The sequence below is a fragment of the Paraburkholderia fungorum genome (assembly GCF_003610895.1).
GTDB lineage: Bacteria > Pseudomonadota > Gammaproteobacteria > Burkholderiales > Burkholderiaceae > Paraburkholderia > Paraburkholderia fungorum_B.
The window spans coordinates 20,952-43,036 of the sequence record NZ_MCAS01000040.1 but is presented as its reverse complement, the minus strand read 5'-3'; the positions used below and the strand labels follow the sequence as shown (position 1 = coordinate 43,036).

Here is a 22,085-nt window from a genome sequence, read left to right as displayed (position 1 = left end):
TACTTGACGCGGGTACTTTAGAACGAGTGTCGAATACCTACCCGGCCGACCACCTGCTTGCCGTCGGATGACGGATCGAAGCCGGCAATCTGCGCGACGGCGCCGCCGCTGGCCTTCTGCAACGCTGCAAGCGCATAGATGGCGGTGCGCTTGGAAAGCTCATACTCCGCGCTCAGGTTGAGCTGTTGATACTTCGGCTCCTGATTGGTCGCGTGATCGCGGCCATCCGTGTAGGTGTAGCCGGCTGCGAGATTGAGCTGACTGGTTGCCGCAAAGGTACCGGCAATTTCATAGTTCTGGAATTTCACGTCTTGTCCCGCATCGCCTTGCTGGAAGTTGACGTTGGTGAAGTTGCCCATCACCTTGAACTTGCCGATCTGATAGGAAGCGCCGGCAGCAAAGATACCTTGACTACGGGCATTGGCGAGATAGTTGCCGTACACCGCGTTGGTGTAGCCCGAGCCGTTCTGATAGCTCTGAACCGCCTGTTCCGGATCGTTGACGCGCAGATAGCCGGCGCCCATCGAGAACGGCCCATTCGTATACGACGCGGCGGCGCTATAGGCGGAGTTATTCGAGAACTGCCCGGCCTGGCCGCCAAACGAGTAGAGTGCTTCGCCGGTGAAGCCACCGATGGTGGGACTCGTGTACTTCACCGAATTGCTGACAGCGAAACCGTTATCGAGGTTATCCATGTCATTGGGGTGGGAGAAGTACCAACCGCCGTAGCTGTCGTTGAGTGAGAACGGCTCGATGAGATCGACGACCGGATCCCACTGCCGCCCGAGTGTGACGGTACCGGCTGTTTGACTGGCGAGGCCGACGTAGGCGTTACGCGAGAAGGCGAGGCCGCTGCCCAGGCTGCCGTTTGTTGAATTGATGCCGCTTTCCAGATCGAACACGGCTGAGAGACCTGCGCCCAGATCTTCCTTTCCTCTCAGACCCCAGCGGCTCCCTGCGCTGACGCCGCTGGCCATTTGATAGAGATGGTTGCCGTTGACGTTGCTGGCGAAGTCGATACCTGTATCGAGCAAGCCGTAGAGTGTGACGCTGCTTTGCGCGTGCGCGGTGGAGACGGCGCCGACACATAGAAGTGCCCCGACCAGGTGTGTCAGCTTCATCTTCTGGTTCATGAATTACCTTTCATTTAAATAAGGATGACTATAGGAAGTGTGTTGCCACAGGGTGAATATATCGAGGTCAGAAATGGCGATCGTTGCAAGACAGAGTTTCAGTTTTTTTGTTGGGTTTTTATGAGGTGGGTGTTGACCCCGGGGGGATGGGTGCCTGCGGCGTTGGGCTTGCCTTGTTTTTTTCGTGGTCTGGTTTGGTTGTGGTTTTATGGTGGTGGTCTTTTCTTGTTCTGGCTTCTTTGGTTTTTCCTTGCTTTGTTAGTGGTTTGTTTTGGGTGTGTTTTTGTGGCGTTGGCCTTTCCTTGTTGTGTTAGTGGTTTATTAGTGTTGCCCCTATGCGGGGCGGCACTTACTTTCTTTGCCGCCGCAAAGAAAGATAAGCAAAGAAAGCGGCTCACCCCGCCAGCTCATAAGTGGGTCCCCTGGCTTGGAGGGGGCAGTGGTGCATCTGGAATCTGTGCTCTCGCACACTCCGCGTTAGCGACACAGGGCTCATTCGCTCCCACTCCGCACTGCGTGCGTCGCGGATGGGGCTGCATGGGAAACCAGGAGTTTCGGTTGGGTTTGGTGGGGGCCATCGGCTTCGCCTCGGCGAGATGCTCCCGCTCTTATTGGCGAACCCCACTTCAAATGAAATGTCCACGCGGCGCATTCGTTGCATTCGTTGCATTCGTTGCATTCGTTGCATTCGTTGCATTCGTTGCATTCGTTGCATTCGTCGCATTCGTCGCATTCGTCGCATTCGTCGCATTCGTCGCATTCGTCGCATTCGTCGCATTCGTCGCATTCGTCGCATTCGTCGCATTCGTCGCATTCGTCGCATTCGTCGCGCCGCGACGGTCGTGCCCTCGGCTGCGATGCAGCCACGAATCGGGGAACTGGGCAGTTGTGCCCGCGGCGATGAATCGGAGAGCTGTGCAACCGTGGAAGTGAACGCTCGAAATGGTGATGCAGCGCATTCACGGCACTGCCGCAGTTGTGCCCGCGCGGTGACGAACAACGAGTCAGTGCCCTGGATAAACCGCGAGAGCAAACGCTTGGCGGGTGGTGTTTGAACTGCGCATCGGCGCGCGCAGCGCCGCCGGAAGTATGACGCCCTTGTCACCGGAGCGAAGTGTGCGAGAACACAGATTCCAGATGCACCACTACCGTGGCTGCGCGGGGGACCCGCTTATGAGCTGGCGGGGTGAGCCGCTTTCTTTGCTTATCTTTCTTTGCGGCGGCAAAGAAAGTAAGTGCCGCCCCGCACAGGGGCAACACTAATAAACCAATAACACAGCAAGGAAAGGCCAAAGAAATCAGAACAAGGAAAGACCAAAACCACAAAAACAACAACCCAAGCGCCGCGCAGGCAAAAAAAATCATGAAACAGAAACCTGATACCCAAACCGACTAACAGTCTCAATCCTAACCTCAGGCACATCCTCAGAAAGTTTCCGCCGCAACCTCGAAACAACAAGATTGACACTGGAAGGATCGACATCCTCCTTCTCCGGCCACGCATACCGGATCAGCTGATCTCGAGCCACCGGCGCATTAACCTGCCTCAGCAAACACTCAAGCAAAAGAAACTCGCGCCGGGTAACGGCAACCCGCCGAACGCCACAAACCAGCTCACGCGTAGCCCCATCCAAAGAAGGCCCCCCAACAGCAGGCAAAACAGAAGTAGCAGAACCAGTAGCAGAAACAAACCCAGCGCCCCGCGCCCCGCCAACCCGCTGCAAAGCGGCCATCCTCTCGTGCATTTCAATGAACGAATAGGGCTGGCAAAAACACGCATCCGCGCCGGCGCGCAAAATTCTGGTGCGGTCCTGAGCAGTAGCCGCACCCAGCACGGCAACAATCGCCGCGCCACTCCCAGCAGCCGCGAACTCCCCAATGAATCCATGCAAGGAAGCATAAAACCCGACGTCAAGCACCATCAGAACAATCGCATCGAACGGTTCCTGCGATGCAAGAAAAACTCCATCCCGCAGATCATCGGCCCGTTGCAGACTATGGGCGCTCTCCTGCAGCGCCTTGAAAAGCCATGCAGCTTCCGGATGAGCAGGTCCCACGAACAGAACGCGCATTCACCACCCTGTCAGGATAAAGAGAGCGCACAAGCTCATGCCAGCGTCCTCGACCAGCATTCGATCGAGATCCTCGTGCCTGGCTGCGCACTCCCGATCTTCATCGTGAAGTCATGCACCCGCATCACCGCCGAAACGATGCTCAACCCGAGTCCCGATCCGGCCAGGTGTCGCGTACTCTCACCACGATAAAACCGCTGCAGGACCGCGTCGCGTTCATCAGCGGCAATGCCCGGCCCGTTATCGACAATGTCCACCTGCGGCCCCGCCGAAGTCTGCCGGAGCTCCATACGCACCACACCACCTTCAGGTGTGAACTTGATCGCGTTATCCATCAGATTGCTCAGCGCTTCGAACAACAACGCACGATCGCCGTGAATCGCATCGACCGCCTGCGCATGTACGGACAACTGAATCATGCGGCTCTCCGCGAGCGGTTCGTATAGCTCACCCACTTCCTGCACCAGCCTCTCGAGTTGCACCTCACCGAATCCGCCGCGCCGTTGCAATGTGCCGATCTCGGAGATGCGCAACATCGCGCGAAACCGGTCGAGCAACGCATCGGTCTCGATCCGTGCACGCTCTACCAGTTGCGATAACGCGGGAGCGTCGAGTGCATCGGTCTGCTCCGCAGCATGCGTGAGCAAGGTTCGCACATGCGCGAGCGGCGTGCGCAGATCGTGGGCGATACCGTCGCACGCGCCTTTCACTTCGTTCATGAGGCGCTCGACTTCCGCGAGCATGTGATTCACCAGATGCGCGAGCATATCCACTTCGTCGCGTCCGCCAATCGGCAGGCGCTGCGCGAGATCGCCCTGCGCAATACGCTGCGTGACGCGCCGGATCGCTTTCAGCCGGCGCATCTGCCGCACGCTCAGTGCGAGCCCGCCGGCCACGCCCGCAAGCAGGCACACAATGCCACCGCCCACCAGCGCGTTGATGATGGTCTCGCGAATTCGCAGGATGTGCGTCAGATCACGGCCGATCACAAGCGTCGAGCCGTCCTTGCGCCGCTCGCCCATGGCGCGCACTACCGGCACCGGATCGTTGCGGCCCTTGGCGAGTGCGAGATCGAGTGTCTTGCCGGTGCGATTGGTAGGCAGCTGCGTGGGATACGCGAGTAGGTCGCCCGCCAGCAGGCGGCCGTCGGCCGCGAACAGGCCGTAGTAGTTGGTGTGCATGCGCTCGTGTTCGATACGCCGATGAATCGCGTCGGCAAGGCCGGAATCCGGCACCGAATCGAAATAGACGAGTTGCCAGTCCATCACCACATCGGTCTCGCGCTCCATATCGCCGGTCACGGCCCACCCGATGTAGCCCAGCAACAGCATCACCGAAAGCGAAAAGATAACCGCGTAGATCGACAGCAGGCGAAAGGTGGTGGAATGCCAGCGCCGCCCGAGCGCAGATTGAGCCGGGAAGGTTGTGTCCATCAAAATGGTCTGCTCATGCGAGGATGTAACCCGAGCCGCGCACGGTCTGAATCATCGGCGTGACGCCGGGCGGGTCGATTTTTTTGCGCAAACGGCCCATGTGCACGTCGATCAGATTGGTGCCCGGGTCGAAGTGATAACCCCACACCGCTTCGAACAACATGGTGCGCGTGATGGTTTGTCCCGCGTGCCGCATCATGAATTCCAGCACACGATATTCGGTGGGCAGCAGAACGATCTCTTCGCCGTCGCGCTGCACCTTGCGGGAAATCAGATCGAGTTCGAGCGGGCCAACCCGCAAATGCGTTTCGAGTGGCGTAGCCGGGGTTTGACTGCGGCGCAGCAGCACTTCGAGACGCGCGGTCATTTCCTCGGGGTCGAACGGCTTGGTCAGATAATCGTCGCCGCCGGCGCGCAGGCCACGCACTCTTTCGTCCACATCGCCCAGCGCGCTCAGCATGAGCACCGGCGTTTGAATACCGATGCTGCGCATGGTGGTGAGGATCGTGAGACCGTCCACGCCCGGCAGCATGCGGTCGAGCGTGATCACATCGTAGTCCTCGCTGATTGCGCGCGCCATGCCGTCGCGGCCGTTGGCCACCCAATCCACGGTGAAGCCGCGACTTTTCAGCTCCCCGACAATTTCATTCGCGGTAATTTCATCATCTTCGATCGTCAATACTCGCGACATGATCATTGCATGCGCCACCAGCTCTGCCGATGCAAGCGGTGGGCGCAACCGGTTATCAGTAGGAAGACATGATGCCATATTCGGCTTGCGGGTTCAGAGTACGGGCGTGCGATTCGACGGGTGTCGCCGCTTTGCCTGAGTGCCTGCCTGCAGGCTACGCGCGCCCGCATAGCGGATGAACATCCGCTTCATGAAGAAAAATTTAAGTTTGCCGCCGGGCCGCTCAAAACGGGCGGCCGAACGATAAAACATATTTCATTTTCCCGACGCCGCTTCGGTAGGCTGCCTCAACTAGCCTACTGCCATCCCGCTGTTTTCCTTGCGGTCCGACTCGAACCTTATCGTGGATGGTATGAAAATGAAGCTCGCAACCAGAACACTCGTCACCACCCTTCTGCTGATCGGCAGCGCCTCAGCGATGGCCTCGCCGGGTCTCACACAACAGCAATGCAACGACTACCCGTTCAAGCAGCTCAAGAGCGAGGTCACGCACAAGCAGTTGATGAACGAACTCGGTGAACTGGAAGCAGTCGGCTACAGCCCGAGCGATGACGACGACGAATACCCGAGCGATCTGGAGCAGGCAGAGCAGAAGCTGCAAGCCGAATATCGCGCCGACTGCATGCCGGCCGCGCATGCGTCCACCACCGCGACACAAATGCCGGGCGGTGCAGCGCCCACGGCAGCAGCGAATCAGCCGGCTGGCTGAACGCCGCGTTCGGCGCTGACGGCGGCAGCGCGCAGGCGCTGCGTGCCCGCCGTCACCTCATCGGCCATTCGTCAACTGGCCGCTTTTGCTCGCTGCCCGCTGGGCGCGCCGTTCGTCACGCTTGCGGCGCAGTTCCGCGAGCCGCCGCCTGCTGTACGTGAGCGAAGCGACCGCATGAAACGCAACCGGCGCAAACAGGAGGCCAAACAGCGTGGCCGCCAGTACCCCGCCGAACACGCCGGTGCCGATCGAGCGGCGGCTCTCGGCACCCGCCCCGCTCGACACCACCAGGGGCACGACGCCGAGCAGAAACGCCGCCGAGGTCATCACGATCGGCCGGAAGCGCGCGGCCGCCGCCTCGGTCACGGCGCGCGTCAACGGCAGACCGCGGCGATATAGATCGCCGGCGAACTGCACGATCAGAATCGCGTTTTTCGCCGCGAGGCCTATCACGGTAATCATGCCGACCTTGAAATACACGTCGTTCGGCATGCCGCGCAGCAGCACCGCCGCCACGGCGCCAATCACGCCGAGCGGCACGACCATCAGCACCGCAAGCGGGATCGTCCAGCTTTCGTACAAAGCCGCCAGCGCCATGAAAACGGCCAGCACCGACAAGCCGATCAGCAAGGGGGTCAGCCGTGCCGCCGCGGTTTCTTCACGCGCCGCGTCGACCCAGTCATACGAAACCCCCAGCGGCAGCGAAGCGGCGAGCCGTTCCATCTCGGCCATCGCCGCGCCCGAACTGTAGCCAGGCGCCGCATGACCGCTCACGTCGAGCGAGGGGTAGCCGTTGTAGCGGCTCAGCATCACCGGGCCGATGGACCAATGGCGCGATGCGATCGCCGACAGCGGCACCATGCCCCCCGTCGAGTTCGGCACGGAGAGCGCCATCAGATCGTCTTCTGTCATCCGGGTCGCGGCGTCGGCGGCGATCATCACGCGGCGCATCCGCCCACCGGCAGGAAAATCGTCGATATACGTCGAGCCGAAGGTGCTGCCCAGCACATCGGAGATACGGTCGAACGATACGCCCAGCGCGTAGGCTTTCGCGCGGTCGATAACGAGTTCGACGCGCGGCGCATCCGGCAAATCTTCCGAATGCACGGAGGCCAGCACCGGGCTTGCCTTGGCCTGCGCGAACAGTTGCTCGCGTGCGGCTTTTAGCGCATCCAGCCCGACGCCGCCGCGATCTTCGAGCCGGAACACGAAGCCGTCCGAATGCCCGAGCCCCGGCACGGAAGGCGGCAACTGCGCTTCCACATCGCCGTCGAGAATCTTGTCGAACTTGTCGTTGAGGCGGTCGCGCAGGGCCATCGCGTCCGTGTCGCGCTTGCCCCAGTCTTTCAGTTCGACGAAGCCCATCGCCACGTTCTGGCCACTGCCGGTAAAACTCCAGCCGATCACACTGGTGACGTGCGCAATCGCGGGCTCCGTGTGCAGGATATTCTCCATTCGCTGGACCACGGCGAGCGTACGCGCCTGCGTCGCACCGGCCGGCAATTGCACCATCACCTGCAACTGGCCCTGGTCTTCGCTCGGCAGAAAGCCACCGGGCATTTGCCAGTAGAGCACGCCGCACACGCAGACCAGCACGGCATAAACGGCCAGCATCGGACCGATGCGGCGCAACATCCGCGCAGTCAGTCCACGATAGCCGCTCGCGGCGCGATCGAAACCCGACGTGAAACGGCTCGCCGCGCGCGCCGCGAAACCGAGTGGGCCGCGGCGGGCATCTCGTTCTCTCACCGGATGCTTGTGCGCTTTCAGCAGATTCGCACACAGCGCGGGTGTCAACGACAACGCCATGAACGACGACACCAGCATCGACGCGATCATCGCCACCGCGAATTGCCGGTAAATACCGCCGACGCCGCCTGGGAAAAACGCCATCGGCACGAACACCGCCGTCAGCACGGCAGTCACGCCGACAATTGCGCCGCCGATCTGCGACATCGCCTTGCGGGTCGCTTCACGCGGCGGCAGGCCTTCCTCTTCCATCACGCGGTGCACGCTTTCCACCACCACAATCGCATCGTCGACAAGAATGCCGATGGCGAGTACGAGGCCGAACATCGTAAACACGTTGATCGACAGCCCACAGACGTAAATCGCGAGAAACGCACCCATCAGCGTGACCGGAATCACGACCGTCGGCACCAGCGTGTAGCGCAGATCGCGCAGGAACAACCACATCACGAAGAACACCAGCACCACCGCTTCTGCCAGCGTGGCGAGTACTTCCCGAATCGCGATCTGCACGAAATGCGCGTTGTCGAATGGTATTTCGACGGCGACGCCAGGCGGCAAGGTTTTCGATAGTTCGGCCAGCCGCGCGCGGATCGCGTTGGACGTTTCGAGCGCATTGCCGCGCGGCCCGAGTTGAATACCGACGGTCGCCGCGGCCTTGCCGTTCAGCCGGGAGTAGTACGAATAATTGTCGCGCCCGAGTTCGACCCGCGCGACGTCGCGCAAACGCACGGCTGAACCGTCGGGCAACGCCTTCAGCACGATCTGTCCGAATTCGGCGGGCGAAATCAGTTGCCCCTTCACGCTCACCGAAGCCGTCAATTGCTGCCCCGGAACGAACGGTGCGTCGCCCAGCGTACCGGCCGTTACCGTGGCGTTCTGCGCGGCGATCGCGGCGTTCACTTCCGCGGCGCCGAGCCCGTATTCGCGCAGCTTCATCGGATCGAGCCAGATGCGCAGCGCTTCGTCGGCGTCCCACAGCTCCGCCGCGCCCACGCCCGGTGCACGCTTGAGTTCGCGCAATACGTAACGGCTCAGGTAGTCGCTCAGCTGCACGGAATCGCGCGAGCCATCTGTCGAGGTCAACGCGACCAGCATCAGGAACGTATTGGCCGCCTTGAATACGCTGATGCCCTGCTGCACGACCTGTTGCGGCAGGCGCGGCTCGACCTGCTTGAGACGGTTCTGGATGTCGACCAGCGCGAGATCCGGGTTCGTGCCCGGCGCAAAGGTCGCGTCGATCTCGAGATTGCCTAGGTTATCGCTGGTCGTTTCGTAGTACAGCATATTGTCGGCGCCATCGAGACTTTCCTCGATGATGCTGCCGACGTTGGCATCGACCACTTCAGTCGCGGCCCCCGGATAGGTGGCGCTGATCACGATCCGCGGGGGCGCAAGACGCGGATACTGCGCCACCGGCAGTTGCGGAATGGCAAGCGCGCCCGCAACCACAATGGCGAGCGCAACAATCCATGCGAAGACCGGGCGGTCGATGAAAAAAAATGGCACGCAATAGTCCGTTCAGATTGACTGGAGGCGCGGCGCGTCAACGAGGCGGGCCATATGCAGCACGTCGGCCAGTATGCCGTCGCGCATGGCAAAACCACGCGAGCGGCCTTCTTCGACAAAGCCGAACTTGCGATACAGCGCAATCGCCGACGCATTGTCGGAAAACACCGTGAGGTCGAGACGGCGCAAACCGAGCGACCCATCGGCGCAATCGGTAAGCCCTTGCAGAAGCGCCGAACCGACACCGCGCCCATGATACCCGTCATGCACCGCGAGGCCTAAGTGCGCGCAATGCGCGCGGCTGGGCCGGTGAATCTCCAACCCCGCGTGGCCGACCATGCGCCCGCCAATGGTCGCACACACGTTGACGCCGTCTTTGAGGCGCCGCTCGTACCACGTCCTGAGCTGATCGGCGCCGCGGTAGCCGACCGACAACGTGCCGCGCCGCACGCCCGGCAAGCTCATGATATCGGCGAACGCATCCATGTCCGACGATTCGAGCGCGCGAATCGTAATACGATTATCGAGCGCGGTGTCGTGCTGCCCCGTTTCTTCTTTCATGATCTTATTTCGCCGCGATGTTGGCGGCTGTTGGCTCGAGGCTGGCCGCGGAAGGCGTCGCCAACGGCGGCGCCTCACGCAACCGCGCCATGAAATAGCAGTCGATCAGCACGCCGCGGCGCAACACCGCGCCACGTTGATGCGCTTCGATCTCGAATCCAAACTTGCGATAGAGCGCGAGCGCTGCATGGTTGTCGGTGAAGACGTGCAACTCGAGACGGCGCAGACCGAGCCAGTTGTCGGCCAGATCGAGCAGTTCGTTCATCAGCGCAGTGCCGATGCCGCGCCGCTGCCATGCGTCGTGCACACCAATGCCCAGCGATGCGGCATGCGCACGGCGGCCCTTAAAAGGCGTGAGTTCCGCTTCGCCGACCAGCGTGTCGCCTACCATCGCCGCGATCGCGATCTCGGGAGGCGCGAGTTTTTCGAGGTATTCGCGTGTGCTGGCGAGCGTCTGAAACGGCACGTGAGGATTGCCGTTCACCACGCCCGCCAACTGCTGCATGGCATGGAATTGTTCCGCGTCGGAAACGCGCAATGCGCGCAGCGTCAGACCCCTGGGTAAGCCCTCAGAACAGGTTGTTGTTCTTATGTCTTGATTCATAGGCTCATAACGTCAATTCGAATGACCTCGCGAGGATGCCGGGCAGTTGCATGCCGCCCGTGGCGCGCTCGCCCCAGGTCGAGTCGCTCAATAGCAATTGCGCTTGCGAGCCGAGTTGTTCGAGTTCGCTGCCGAGAAGGCGGTACAGACTATCGTCGAAACGCATGGCCTCAAGCGGCGCGACGATCTGCCCGTTCTCGACCCAGAAGGTCGCGAAGCGCGTCATGCCGGTCAGGCGGCAATTCATCCGGTCGGAGAAATTCACGTACCAGAGGTTGCCGATATAAAGACCGGTACCGAGTTCCGCCAGCACGTCTTCTTCCCGCAGGTCACCCGCTTGCATGGAGAGCGCCGCCGGCGACTCGCTCGCCAGCGCGCCGTTGGGCGTCAATCCGTATTCGCGCGCGCTGCGTGCATTGGTCAGGCGTTCGGCGCTGCGGCCGGCCTGAATCAACGGGACGCTTTCGCGCAGATAGCCGTCGTCGTTGAAGCCCGGCGTAATGCCGAGATTCAGATCTTCGCTGATCGTGACGCGCGGGTCGACTACGATTTCTCCCACATGGAGCTTGTACAACTCGCTTCGCGAACTCGCCTGGGCGCGCGCGGAGAAACCGCTCCATGCCGTCACGCCGAGCAGTTCAGCCAGCGCCTCGGGCGCCAGATACGAGCGATAACGCCCCGGCGCCAGGGTGCGCGGCGTGAGCGCGAGCACCGACAGACGCGCTGCGGCCTGCTCGACCTTGCGGGCGAAAACGGCGTCGCTCCAGTCGTCGCCGGCGTAAGTCGTTTTGATCGCGCGGCCGCTCGGGTCGTAGAGCGACCAGCTGAAATTGAAGTTATCGACTTCATACCAGCCGCGGCTGCCGCTCGTGGACGCGAAGCCGCGCACGATCGTGCCGCCCGCGTAAAAACCCACGAAATCCAGCCCGTGCGCGCATTCGGCAACGGTGCGCAGCAAGCTGCCCGGCTCCGGCAGCTTGCCCGAACGTTGCGTGGCGCGCTGCCATTGCGAGGTGTCGATCAACAGATGCGGATCGTCCACCGCGCCGCGCAGGCTCTCACGCAAGGCGGCAAGCGCCGCGCTCACATCGTCCAGGTCCTGTTGCAGATCGCCGCAGACGGTCAGCGTCGAATAGGCCTGCCGTGCGCCGTCAATCAAACGCAGCGTCAGCTTGCCTTGCGACACACTGCCGATCTGCCGCACGCGGCCCACATTGAAGCGGATAAAGTCGGACTGCTCGCCGGCAAAAGAACTCAGCGTGATTTCCGAGCCTTGCTGCAAGCGCTCGATGGCATCGGCCAGCGAGGTGAAATGCTGCTGCCAGTCGATCGGCGTGGCGACGCGCGAGGAGATGAATTGGCTCATCATGCACCTCCGAACACGTCGACGTTGCTGAACACACAGGCCGGCGAAGCGTGGCCGACGCGAATGATCTGCGCCGGTTCGCCCTTGCCGCACATGGACGTGCCGTACACTTCGCGCGTATCGGCGTTGCCCACCGCGCTCAGGCTGCGCCAGAAATTCGCCGAAATGCCGCGGTAATTCGGCTGTTTGACGACCTGGGTAAGCTTGCCGTTTTCGATCAGCTGACCGAACTCGCAGCCGAACTGGAATTTGTTGCGATGGTCGTCGATCGACCAGGACGTATTGGTGCGCATCAGAATGCCATGTTCGATATTGCCGATCATCTGCTCCAGCGAACGCTCACCGGGTTCGATGTTCAGATTCGCCATCCGGTCGATCGGCGGGCGGTTCCAGTTCGACGCGCGCGAATTCGCCACGCCGGCCAACTGCGCGCGTTGCTGCGAAAGCGCGCCGCCAAGCGGACGTTCGAGCACGCCGTCGCGGATCAGGTATTGCTTGTGCGCTTCGGTGCCGTCGTCGTCGAATGCGTAAGCGGCGGCCTCCTCGCGTAAATCGGGGTCGAAGGTCACGTTCAGCAGTTCTGAACCATAGCGGTACGAGCCGAACATGTCCTTCTTGACGAAGCTCCAGCCGGCGAAGTTACGCTCGTCGCCGAGAATGCGATCGAGCTCAAGCGGATGACCGATCGATTCGTGAATCTGCAGCATCATCTGATCGGGCATCAGCAGCAAATCGCGCTTGCCCGACGGGCAATTCGGCGCCGCCAGCAGTTGCAGCGCTTCGTTGGCCACACGTGCGCCCGAGCCGTCGAAGCCGAAGCGCGCCAGCACTTCCATGCCGCCCTGCCCCAGCGTGCCGTAGTTGCCGCCGAGGGTACGCACCTGCGTATCGCCGTCCGCGTGGGCGGCGACGCTCAATTGCGGCATCACGAACTGGAACCGCTGATCGATCCGCACGCCGTCGCCGGTCATGTAGAGCTGATCGGTATGCGTGATCTGTACAGCCGCGACGCGCTCGACAATGCGCGCATCGAGATTTGCACCCGCGCATTCCACGCTGAGGCGCTCCAGCCATTCGGCGCGGCTCGGCAATGCATGCTGCACATTCGGCGACGCATAGTGGCCACTCACGGCAGGACGCGCCACCTCGCGATGGTCGATCAGCGACAAGGCCGCGCTCGCTTCCGCGCGGGCCGTGGCGAGATCCAGCGCCTGCTGCAGACCGGCGGCACTCAGGTTCGCGGTAGCCGCATAGCCGGCACCCGCGCCCACCCAGGCAATCAGCATCGCGCCACGATCGCGCACCGTGCGCATGGGTTGCGCGATGTCGTTGCGAATCTCGTGATCGTCGATCTGTTCGTCGACAATGCGCAGCGACCAGAAGGCCGCGCGGCTCGTAAGCGATCGGGCGGCGTGCGCCCAACGTTCGTCAATCATTAACGGTTCCCGTAGGAGTCTGCGCCACACCCGCCGGCGACACGATCAGCGACGACGCGAGCAACGACTGGGTATAAGGATGCGAGGGCGCGTGCAACACATCGAGTGTGTCGCCCGCTTCCACGATGCGTCCTGACTTCATCACGATCACGCGATGCGCCATGGCCCGCATCACCGCCAGATCGTGCGTAATGAACAAATAGCTAAGCTTGTACTTTTTCTGCAGATTTGTCAGCAGATTCAGCACCTGTTTCTGGATGGATACATCGAGGGCGCTGGTCGGCTCGTCGAGCACCAGCAATTCCGGCTCGACCGCCAACGCGCGGGCAATCGCGATACGCTGGCGCTGACCGCCGGAAAACTCGTGTGGATAGCGCAGCATCGCGTCCGCGGGCATGCCCACTTCTTCCAGCAGGCTGCCCACGCGCGCGCGCCGCGCCCGGGCGTCCATGTCGGGTTGATGCATGGTCAGGCCTTCGCTGACGATCTGTTCGACAGTCATGCGCGGCGACAACGAGCCGAACGGGTCCTGAAACACGACCTGCATGCGCGAGTACAACGCCCGGCGTGAACGCGCGGTTTTCAGGGTGGCAAGTGGCAAACCGTCGATGTGGATGTGACCGGCCGCCGGTTGCTGCAGGCCGAGCACGGTTGCCGCCAGCGTCGATTTACCCGATCCCGACTCGCCAACGATGCCGAGCGTCTCGCCGCGCCGCAGGCACAGGTCGACGTCGTGCACCGCGCGAAACGTGGAGCGCCCGAACAGGGAACGCAAGCCCTTCGCGGACGTGCGGTAGTCGACTGCGAGTCCCTCTACGTCGAGCAAACGCCGCGCGCCCGGCTCGACCGGCGCCACCGCACGCTGCGGCTCGCTGTCCAGCAGGCGTTGGGTGTAAGGATGTTGTGGGTTGGAGAACAAGGCTTCGGTCGTATTGGTTTCGACCAGCACGCCCTTCTCCATCACCGCGACGCGCTGCGCGAAGCGTTTCACCAGATTCAGGTCATGCGTGATCAGCAGCACGGCCATGCCCCGCTCGGCGGCTTCCTGCTCCTGCAACGCGATCAACAGATCGACGATCTGCTGACGCACGGTGACGTCGAGCGCCGTGGTCGGCTCGTCGGCAAGCAGCAGACGTGGCCGGCACGCCAGCGCCATCGCGATCATCGCGCGCTGCCGCTGGCCGCCGGACAGTTGATGCGGAAAACTGTCGATGCGCCGCTCCGGCTCGGGGATACCCGTGCGCCTGAGCAACTCGATACCGCGTTTGCGTGCCGCATTCGGCCTCAAGCCCTCATGCAGGCGCAAACTTTCCGCGATCTGCTTGCCGATCGTGAAGAGCGGGTTGAGTGCCGTCATGGGCTCCTGAAACACCATGGCCACGTCGGCGCCGCGCAGGCCGCGCATCTGCTGCTCGGTTTTTTGCAGCAGATCTTCGCCGTCCAGCAGCACGCGGCCGCTCAGATCGGCATGGTCGACGAGGCGCAGGATCGACAACGCAGTGACGCTTTTGCCGGAACCCGATTCGCCGACGAGAGCGACGCGCTCACCTCGCGCGATCGAGAGGCTGAGTTCATGCACCGCGATCTTGTCGCCGAAACGCACAGAGAAACGATCGATTTCGAGCAGGGGCCGGTTGCCTTTGACTTCGTTCATCGCGGACCTCCGCCGAACGCCGAGCCGCGCTTGCGCGTGTCGAGCGCGTTACGCAATGCGTCACCCATAAAGGTCAACAGCAGCAAGGTGATCACCAAAGCGGCGAAAGCCGAAATCGAAATCCACCACGCGTCGAGGTTATTCTTGCCTTCCTGCAGCAACTCGCCGAGGCTCGGTGTAGGCGGCGGCACGCCCAACCCAAGGAAGTCGAGACTGGTCAACGAGAGAATCGCCGCGCTCATGCGGAACGGCAAAAACGTGATCACCGGTGTCAGGCTGTTCGGCAGCACGTGGCGCCACATGATCTGCCAGTTCGAGAGACCCATGGTGCGTGCCGCTTTCACATAGTCCAACGAACGATTGCGCAGGAACTCCGCTCGCACGTAATCGGACAGCACGAGCCAACCGAACATCGACAGAAGAATGAAGAGCAGCCATAGCGTCGGCTCGAAGATCGACGCGAAGATAATCAACAGATACAGATCCGGCATCGAGCTCCATATTTCGATCAGGCGCTGACCGATCAGATCGGTGCGTCCGCCATAGAAACCCTGCACCGCGCCCGTCAGCACACCGATCAGGACACCGGATATGGTGAGCGCGAACGCCATCAGCACCGAGAGCCGGAACCCGTACAACAGCCGCGCAAGCACATCGCGGCCGTACTGGTCCGTGCCGAGCCAGTTGCTTCTCGTAGGCGGCGCCGGATAGGGATGAGCGGCGAAGTAGTCGATCGTGTCGTAGTGAAAATGATTCGGCGGATAAATCGCAAAGTTGCCGTTCGATTCGAGCCGTGAACGGATATACGGATCGAGGTAGTTCGCGCGGGCCGGAAAATCGCCGCCGAAAATCTTCTCCGAGTAGTCTTTGACGATCGGAAAGTAGTAGTTTCCCTCGTAACGGACGAGCAATGGACGATCGTTGGACAGCACTTCGCCGAACAGGCTGATAACGAACAGCGATACGAAGATCACGAGGCTCCAGTAACCGAGCCGCTGCCGCTTGAAGCGCAGCCAGGTGCGCCGCCAGGGAGACGGCGACGCCACGTACGCCGTACCGGACAGCTCAGCGGTCCATGCGGTTGAATTGGATGCGGGGGTCGACGAGGACATAGCAGACGTCAGCAATGAGTTTGGTTACGAGAGCGATCAGCGTGAACAGGAACAGCGAACCGAGCACGACCGGATAGTCACGCCGAATCACGGAGTCGTAGGACAGTTGGCCCATGCCGTCGAGCGAGAACAGGGTTTCAATCAACAGGTTGCCGTTCAGGAACGCGCCGACGAATGCCGCCGGCAAACCGGTCAGCAGCGGAATCGCGGCATTGCGCAGCACGTGTTTCCACAGCACGTCGCGCTCCGGTGCCCCTTTGGCGCGCGCGGTCAGGACGTATTGGCGTCCAATCTCCTCAAGGAAGGTGTTCTTGGTCAGGATCGTGACAATCGCGAAGTTGCCGACCACCGAAGCCGTAACCGGCAGCACGATGTGCCACAGGTAATCGAGCAGCTTGCCGAAGGTACTGAGGTCGCCGAAGTTATCCGAGGTGAGGCCGCGCATTGGAAACACCTGCCAGAAGGTGCCGCCGCCGAACAGCATCAGCAACAGCACCCCAAGCACGAAACCCGGAATCGCATAGCCGGCCAGCACCAGCACACTGGTCACCGTATCGAAGCGCGAACCGTTGCGCACCGCTTTCGCAATGCCCAACGGCACCGATATCAGATACGTGAGCATCACCGTCCATAAGCCGAGCGTGATCGACACAGGCAGCTTCGATTTGATGACGTCCCATACGCTGTCGTGCTGGTAATAGGACCGGCCGAGATCGAAACTCGCGTAGCGCTTGAGCATCAGGACGTAACGTTCGAGCGGGGGTTTGTCGAAGCCGAACTGCTTCTTGATCTGTTCGATCTGCTGCGGATCGACACCCTGGCTGCCGTGATAGCCACCGCCCCCCGCCCCCGCCTCTCCGCCACGGCCAGCGCCGTGGCGGAGTTGCGTCATCACCTGTTCGACCGGCCCACCCGGCACGAATTGCGTGACGACAAAGGTCAGCGTGACCACGCCGAGCAGCGTCGGCACCATCAACAGTAATCGTCTGAGAATGTAGGCAAGCATGCTGTTCCTCAGTGCGCAAGCGCCGTGGTTGAGCCGGCGGACTGCGCCGTCTGGAGTGTCTGTGCCGCCCGATTCGTCTGATTCGTCTGTGCGCCCGGCGCTTTCGCGTACCAGTAATCGATGACCCAGTCTTCGTACTGGTAAGAATTCGGCACGATCTTCGGAAAACCGAGCGTGGTCTTGTAGCCAATGCGCGCGCCTGGCGCGTAGTACTCCGGCACCAGGTAAAACGAATAGATCAACACGCGATCAAGCGCGCGCGTCGCCGCTTCCAGATCGTCGAGATTGGTGGCGGAGAGCGCGGCGTGAATCAGCGAATCGACCGCCTTCGAACGGATACCTGTGTAGTTCTCCGAGCCGACTTCGGAGGCAGCCGCACTGCCGAAGCGGCGCGTCAATTCGGAACCTGGAATCGTGACCGGCGGATAGATGAAAGTGGTCATGTCGTACTCGAAATTGTCCAGACGCTTCTCGTACAACGCGCTGTCGATTTCGCGCATATGGGCCTGAATACCGAGCATGTCGAGCGCCTGCATATACGGCAGGATCAGACGATCCATGCCGGGCTGATCGTCCATGATCTCGATCGTCATCGGCGTGCCGTTGGCGTCGCGCAACGCACCGTCGCGATAGTGCCAACCGGCTTGCGCCAGCAGATCACGTGCAACACGCAAATTGCCGCGCAGGGAATTCGGCGGGATCGTGTCAGGTTGCTTGAGCATCGGGCCGAACACTTCTGGCGGCACGCTGCCGCGCAGCGGTTCGAGCAGTGCCAGTTCCTTGGGACTCGGCATACCGGTCGCGCCGAACGGGCTGGCCTCAAAATAGCTGTTCGTACGCCGGTATTGGCCGTAGAACATCATCCGGTTCATCCAGTCATAGTCGAGCGCCAGCGTCAGCGCGTGGCGCACGCGTGGATCCTGAAACATCGGCTTGCGCATATTCATCAACATGCCCTGCATCTGCGCGGGGCCGTCGGCAAATTCGCCTTTCTTCAGGAGTCCGTTGTCGAAGTTCTTGCCAACGTATTTGCGTGCCCACTGCGTCGCGCTGTATTCGACGATAACGTCCGCATCGCCCGCCTTGAAGGCTTCAAGTTGCGTGTAATGGTCGCGGTACAGATTGAAGGTGATTCGCTCGAAGCGGAACATGCCGCGCCGCGACGGCAGATTTGCCGCCCAGTAGTCCGGATTGCGGCGATAGGTGATCTGCTTGTCGTTCTTGCGTCCCTCGATCAGATAGGGGCCGCTGCTGATCGGTGGCGCTGAGGAAACCTGATCGAATGGCGGACGTTTTCCGTCAGGCTGCATCCCCCACTTCGGCGAGAAGATCGGCAGATCGCCGGCTATCAGCGGCGCATCGCGTTGCGCACGCTTGAAGTCGAAGCGGATCGTGCTCCTGTCGATCACCGTCGCGTTTCTGATGATCGAGAACTGCGCGTTGAAGAGCGGCGATGCGTGCGAACTCGCCAGCGTGTCGTACGAATACTTGACGTCGGCGGCGGTAATCGGATCGCCGTTCGAAAAGCGCGCGGCGGGATTGATATGGAATGTCGCCGAACTCAGATCCGCGGCGACCTCTACATCGTCGGCGATCAGCGGATATTCGGAGGCCAGTTCGTCCCAGCTGCGCTGCATCAGCGTATCGAACATCAGATTCTGGATGTCCGGCGCAGGCGCACCGCGCAGAAGAAACGGATTCAGTGAATCGTAGGTTTGCAGTTCGTTATAGTTTTCAAAACTAAGCGTGCCGTTGGCCGGTGCATCGGGATTCGCGTAGTCGAAGTGCGTGAAGTCGGCGGGATACTTCGGTTGATCGTATTGAGCAATCGAAGGCGCTGCATGCACCGGTGCAGCGAATGCGCCAAACAGCGCGAAAAACGTCGCGGCTGTCAGCACGGCTCTTGAGTTGAGGCGGGCAAGCATGGTTGTCCTCATTGAACCAGGTTGGCCGCAAGCAATTGCGCAAAGACGCCAGCAAGCGCCCGCGAATGCTGGAACATCACGTGTTGCGTCATCGCTCGGTACGGATGCTCCGGTTTGTGACCAAAGGCACGATTCATCCAGTCGCTGTAGCGAGCCGGCTGAATACGTCCGAAAGACTTGCGTTTGCAGGAAACCCGCCCGGATTTTCAGCAGCGAAAACCCGGAGCGGGACCGTTCGTCAGGCCTGAGAAATCAGGCGATCAGAACTTGTAGGTCGCACCGATCTGCGCGTAACGGCCAATAAAGTTGTAGAGCGACGTGTCGTAGCCCGTCTGGTAATACGGGTACTGCACGAAGTTCGGGTCATACGGCGGCGCACGGTTGAAGATGTTGTTGATGCCGCCATACAACGTCCAGTTCTTGAAGCCCGTATAGCTTGCCGTCAGGTTGAACACGCTGAATGAGCCGATTTCCGTCGGGACGCCAGCCGTGCCGAACAACGATTCCATCGTGGTGTTGTTGTAAGGCCCCGTGTAATTCCACGTCAGCGCGGTATTCCACTTGCGATTAGGCGACTGCCAGCTGACGGTCGTGTTGCCCTTCCAACGCGGGAACGAACCGCCGAATGACAGGGACAGGGAACTGTTGTTACCTGCGGCATCGGTTGCGCCGTTAGCGAGACCCGGGGTCTGGAAGTGCCAGATGTAGCCCCAGTCGGTCGAGAGCGCGAAGGTACCAACCTTGGTCGGCAATGCCTGATGGAAGTTGGCCTCGAAACCGTCAGTATGCAGATACGAGAAATTGACCAGTTGCGAGTTGACGTAGTCGATCGTGCCGGAATTCGGATTACGAACTACGTTAGCCGGGTTGTTCGCATTCACCGTCGGCTGAAGCGGCGCAATACCGATCACGTTCGACACGTCGATCTTGTACCAGTCGAAGCCCAGATCCGTGTTACGCGCGGGCGACAACTCAAAACCGATGTTGTAGTTCTTCGTACGCTCCGGTTGTAGATTCGGATTGCCGTGCATCAGTTCGGCAACGTTGACGTTCTGGCCGTACTGCGCGCTAGCCGGATCGGTATCGATCGCCGCCTGGTTCCCTAGCGACGCGCCAGGCGAAGATTCGACCAATGTCGGCGCGCGGAAACCGCGGTTGTACGATGCATACGCCGTGAATGCCTGCAACGGTTGATAGCGCAGAGCAAAGCGCGGCGAGAACGCGCCGCCGAACTGGTTGTAATGGTCGTATCGGCCGGCCTGGCTAAAAGTCAGGTTCTTGATGATAGGAATATCGATCTGGTAGTAAACCGCCGCAACGTTCCGGCTCCCATCGGCCGATTGCAGAGGAATACCGGCAATCAGCGTCTGGCCCGTGTCCACGCCCGTCGGATTCGAAATCGATTCGCTTTGATGCTGGAACTGCGTACCGAAGCCGACGCCCACGTCGCCAGTCGGCAGGTGGAACAGATTTGGCGTTGAAATCGTCGCGTCGACTACGTCGAGCTTCGATATAGCCAGGTACTCCGTGTTGTTGAACAGACCATTGAGGCCGTTGGGCGTTGCCGAAGGATTGGCAAAATCAAAGCCCCCGGCCAGAATGTTCTGATACGCCTGCGCGTTCATCGCATTCGTATCGGTCACTGCAACGACGCTCTGCGAATGGCCGTAGCTGGTCGCCCAGTTCCAGCTGCCCCACTTCGACGTATCGAACTGACCTTTCAGGCCTGTCGAAAAGGCCCAGAAGTTCGAGGTCGACTGCACGCCCACCGGCGTGTTCGGGAAGGTGTAGTTAAGGGGCGTTGCGACGCCGAACGGATTGTACGGATTGGTTGCGGCGACCGTATTGTTGTTGGTCACCAAACCCGTTGCAGGCGAGTACGAAAGCGGCGAACTCAGACCGCTGAAGTAGGCTGCGCCGGTCACGATCGAGCTCGTGGCATAGCTGTCCCAGATGTCAGCGTAAGCCTGAACGTCGTCGTTGATCTTGAAATCGCCGTGAATCTTCACGTTGGCGTGCTGGTTTTCGGGCGCCAGCGAATCGAGACTGCTGGTGTTGTACGCGCAAGCGGTGCCAGGCTGGAAAGCAGCCGTGGTTGAGGTCGCGGTCGAAATCGTCTTGCCGCCGGCGCAATTGCCCGTGGCTACCGGGCCGTTGCCCGTTAGCCAATAGGAGGTCGACTGGTTGTTGCCGTACGGGAAGATCTGGCTGGAGGTCGTATCGCGCTGCGAGAGGTCGATACCGCTCGTGTGGGAGTAGCTGGCCGCTGCCGTGATGTTGTAGCCATCTGAGGCCAGGTTGCCGAAGCCGCCCAGAATGTTGAACTTGTCCGTGCCCGCGCCGCCGTGCTGCGCGCCGCCCAGGCTGCCGTCCAGTTGCAGGCCCTGATAGTCATGCTTGGTGATGATGTTCACCACGCCCGCGATTGCGTCCGAACCATACTGCGACACTGCGCCCGTCTTCACGATTTCGATGCGGTCGATCATGTTGACCGGCAGCGAATTCAGGTCGACGAACGAATCGGTAAAGTTCGTGTTGAGCGCATAAGGCGCCACGCGCTGGCCGTCGATCAGCACCAGCGTGTACTTTTCACTCAGGCCGCGCAGCGCGATGCCCGCGCCGCCCGGTGCGGTGCTGTACGTGTAGTTGTCGCCCCAGCTGCTTGCCGAGTTGGCTGCCGTCGAACGCAGGAAGTCTGACACCGTGGCCGCCCCGCTAGCCTGGATATCCTTCTGCGAAACGACCTGCATCGCCTGAAAGCCGGTCTTGTCGGTTTGACGGATCAGCGAACCGGTGACTTCGAATTTCTTCAACTGCTGGACGTTGCCTTTGCCCGTCGTTGTCGCGGTGTTATCCGCCGACGACGTCGCAGCAGCGCCCGATGCCGCAGCTGCGGGCGCCGGTGTGCTCGTCGTCGCCGTACCCGCCGCCGTGCCGGTGGTGGCCGGCTGGCTTTGCGCAAACGCCGGTACGGCGATTGCGGCCGACAACGCCAGTTCAGCCCAGATTATTCTTTTGATGGCCAGCGCCAATGCCCTCTGTTTCATTTTTCCCCTTCCCGCTCGTCAATAAGGCCACTGCTGTGTGTGTGAAGAGAGATCTTGTGAACCTCCCCACTCGATATA

15 protein-coding genes are annotated in these 22,085 nt (G+C 61.1%); 1 reads left to right on the top strand and 14 read right to left on the bottom strand.

Annotated features, from left to right (window positions below; genetic code table 11):
* Window positions 1-17: 17 nt before the first annotated feature.
* From BCY88_RS29995 to BCY88_RS29975, 4 genes are all read right to left on the bottom strand, one after another.
* Window positions 18-1,133 (bottom strand): porin, encoded by a 1,116-nt coding sequence (locus BCY88_RS29995; protein ID WP_120347785.1) that lies wholly within the window; start codon window positions 1,131-1,133, stop codon window positions 18-20.
* A gap of 1,361 nt (window positions 1,134-2,494) precedes the next feature.
* Window positions 2,495-3,205 (bottom strand): response regulator transcription factor, encoded by a 711-nt coding sequence (locus BCY88_RS29985; RefSeq protein ID WP_120347783.1) that lies wholly within the window; start codon window positions 3,203-3,205, stop codon window positions 2,495-2,497.
* A 35-nt stretch (window positions 3,206-3,240) separates the two neighbouring features.
* The gene (locus tag BCY88_RS29980) at window positions 3,241-4,638 is read right to left on the bottom strand and encodes a sensor histidine kinase (RefSeq protein ID WP_120347782.1); all 1,398 of its coding nucleotides are present in this window, start codon (window positions 4,636-4,638) and stop codon (window positions 3,241-3,243) included.
* Between the two features lie 13 nt (window positions 4,639-4,651).
* Window positions 4,652-5,329 carry a response regulator transcription factor gene (locus BCY88_RS29975; RefSeq protein ID WP_074286056.1) on the bottom strand — a complete coding sequence of 226 codons (678 nt, stop codon included), beginning with the start codon at window positions 5,327-5,329 and terminating at the stop codon, window positions 4,652-4,654.
* A 352-nt stretch (window positions 5,330-5,681) separates the two neighbouring features.
* Between BCY88_RS29975 and BCY88_RS29970 the strand changes: the two genes are divergently transcribed.
* Window positions 5,682-6,038 (top strand): DUF4148 domain-containing protein, encoded by a 357-nt coding sequence (locus BCY88_RS29970; RefSeq protein ID WP_259461553.1) that lies wholly within the window; start codon window positions 5,682-5,684, stop codon window positions 6,036-6,038.
* Window positions 6,039-6,095: 57 nt separating this feature from the next.
* Here the strand turns inward: BCY88_RS29970 and BCY88_RS29965 are convergent, their stop codons facing one another.
* From BCY88_RS29965 to BCY88_RS29920, 10 genes are all read right to left on the bottom strand, one after another.
* Window positions 6,096-9,296, bottom strand: coding sequence for a multidrug efflux RND transporter permease subunit (locus tag BCY88_RS29965; RefSeq protein WP_120347780.1), 3,201 nt, complete (start codon window positions 9,294-9,296; stop codon window positions 6,096-6,098).
* 12 nt (window positions 9,297-9,308) lie between these two features.
* The gene (locus BCY88_RS29960; protein WP_120347779.1) at window positions 9,309-9,857 is read right to left on the bottom strand and encodes a GNAT family N-acetyltransferase; all 549 of its coding nucleotides are present in this window, start codon (window positions 9,855-9,857) and stop codon (window positions 9,309-9,311) included.
* A 4-nt stretch (window positions 9,858-9,861) separates the two neighbouring features.
* Window positions 9,862-10,461: a GNAT family N-acetyltransferase gene (locus BCY88_RS29955; RefSeq protein ID WP_120347778.1), complete on the bottom strand. Its 600-nt coding sequence runs from the start codon at window positions 10,459-10,461 to the stop codon at window positions 9,862-9,864.
* 4 nt (window positions 10,462-10,465) lie between these two features.
* Window positions 10,466-11,827, bottom strand: a complete 1,362-nt coding sequence (locus tag BCY88_RS29950; protein WP_120347777.1) for a TldD/PmbA family protein — start codon at window positions 11,825-11,827, stop codon at window positions 10,466-10,468.
* Window positions 11,827-13,263, bottom strand: a complete 1,437-nt coding sequence (locus BCY88_RS29945; protein WP_120347776.1) for a TldD/PmbA family protein — start codon at window positions 13,261-13,263, stop codon at window positions 11,827-11,829. Before BCY88_RS29945 ends, BCY88_RS29950 begins: the two co-directional genes overlap by 1 nt.
* A complete protein-coding gene (locus BCY88_RS29940; protein WP_120347775.1) occupies window positions 13,256-14,917 on the bottom strand; it encodes an ABC transporter ATP-binding protein in 1,662 nt (553 codons plus the stop codon). The genes BCY88_RS29945 and BCY88_RS29940 overlap by 8 nt, the downstream gene beginning before the upstream one ends.
* The gene (locus tag BCY88_RS29935; protein WP_120347774.1) at window positions 14,914-16,029 is read right to left on the bottom strand and encodes an ABC transporter permease; all 1,116 of its coding nucleotides are present in this window, start codon (window positions 16,027-16,029) and stop codon (window positions 14,914-14,916) included. The genes BCY88_RS29940 and BCY88_RS29935 overlap by 4 nt, the downstream gene beginning before the upstream one ends.
* Entirely contained in the window at window positions 15,983-17,035 is a 1,053-nt protein-coding gene (locus BCY88_RS29930) for a microcin C ABC transporter permease YejB (RefSeq protein WP_120347773.1), read from the bottom strand. Before BCY88_RS29930 ends, BCY88_RS29935 begins: the two co-directional genes overlap by 47 nt.
* Before the next feature lie 8 nt (window positions 17,036-17,043).
* The gene (locus BCY88_RS29925) at window positions 17,044-18,960 is read right to left on the bottom strand and encodes an extracellular solute-binding protein (RefSeq protein WP_120347772.1); all 1,917 of its coding nucleotides are present in this window, start codon (window positions 18,958-18,960) and stop codon (window positions 17,044-17,046) included.
* Window positions 18,961-19,220: 260 nt separating this feature from the next.
* Window positions 19,221-22,007 carry a TonB-dependent receptor gene (locus BCY88_RS29920; protein WP_120347771.1) on the bottom strand — a complete coding sequence of 929 codons (2,787 nt, stop codon included), beginning with the start codon at window positions 22,005-22,007 and terminating at the stop codon, window positions 19,221-19,223.
* Window positions 22,008-22,085: the final 78 nt, after the last annotated feature.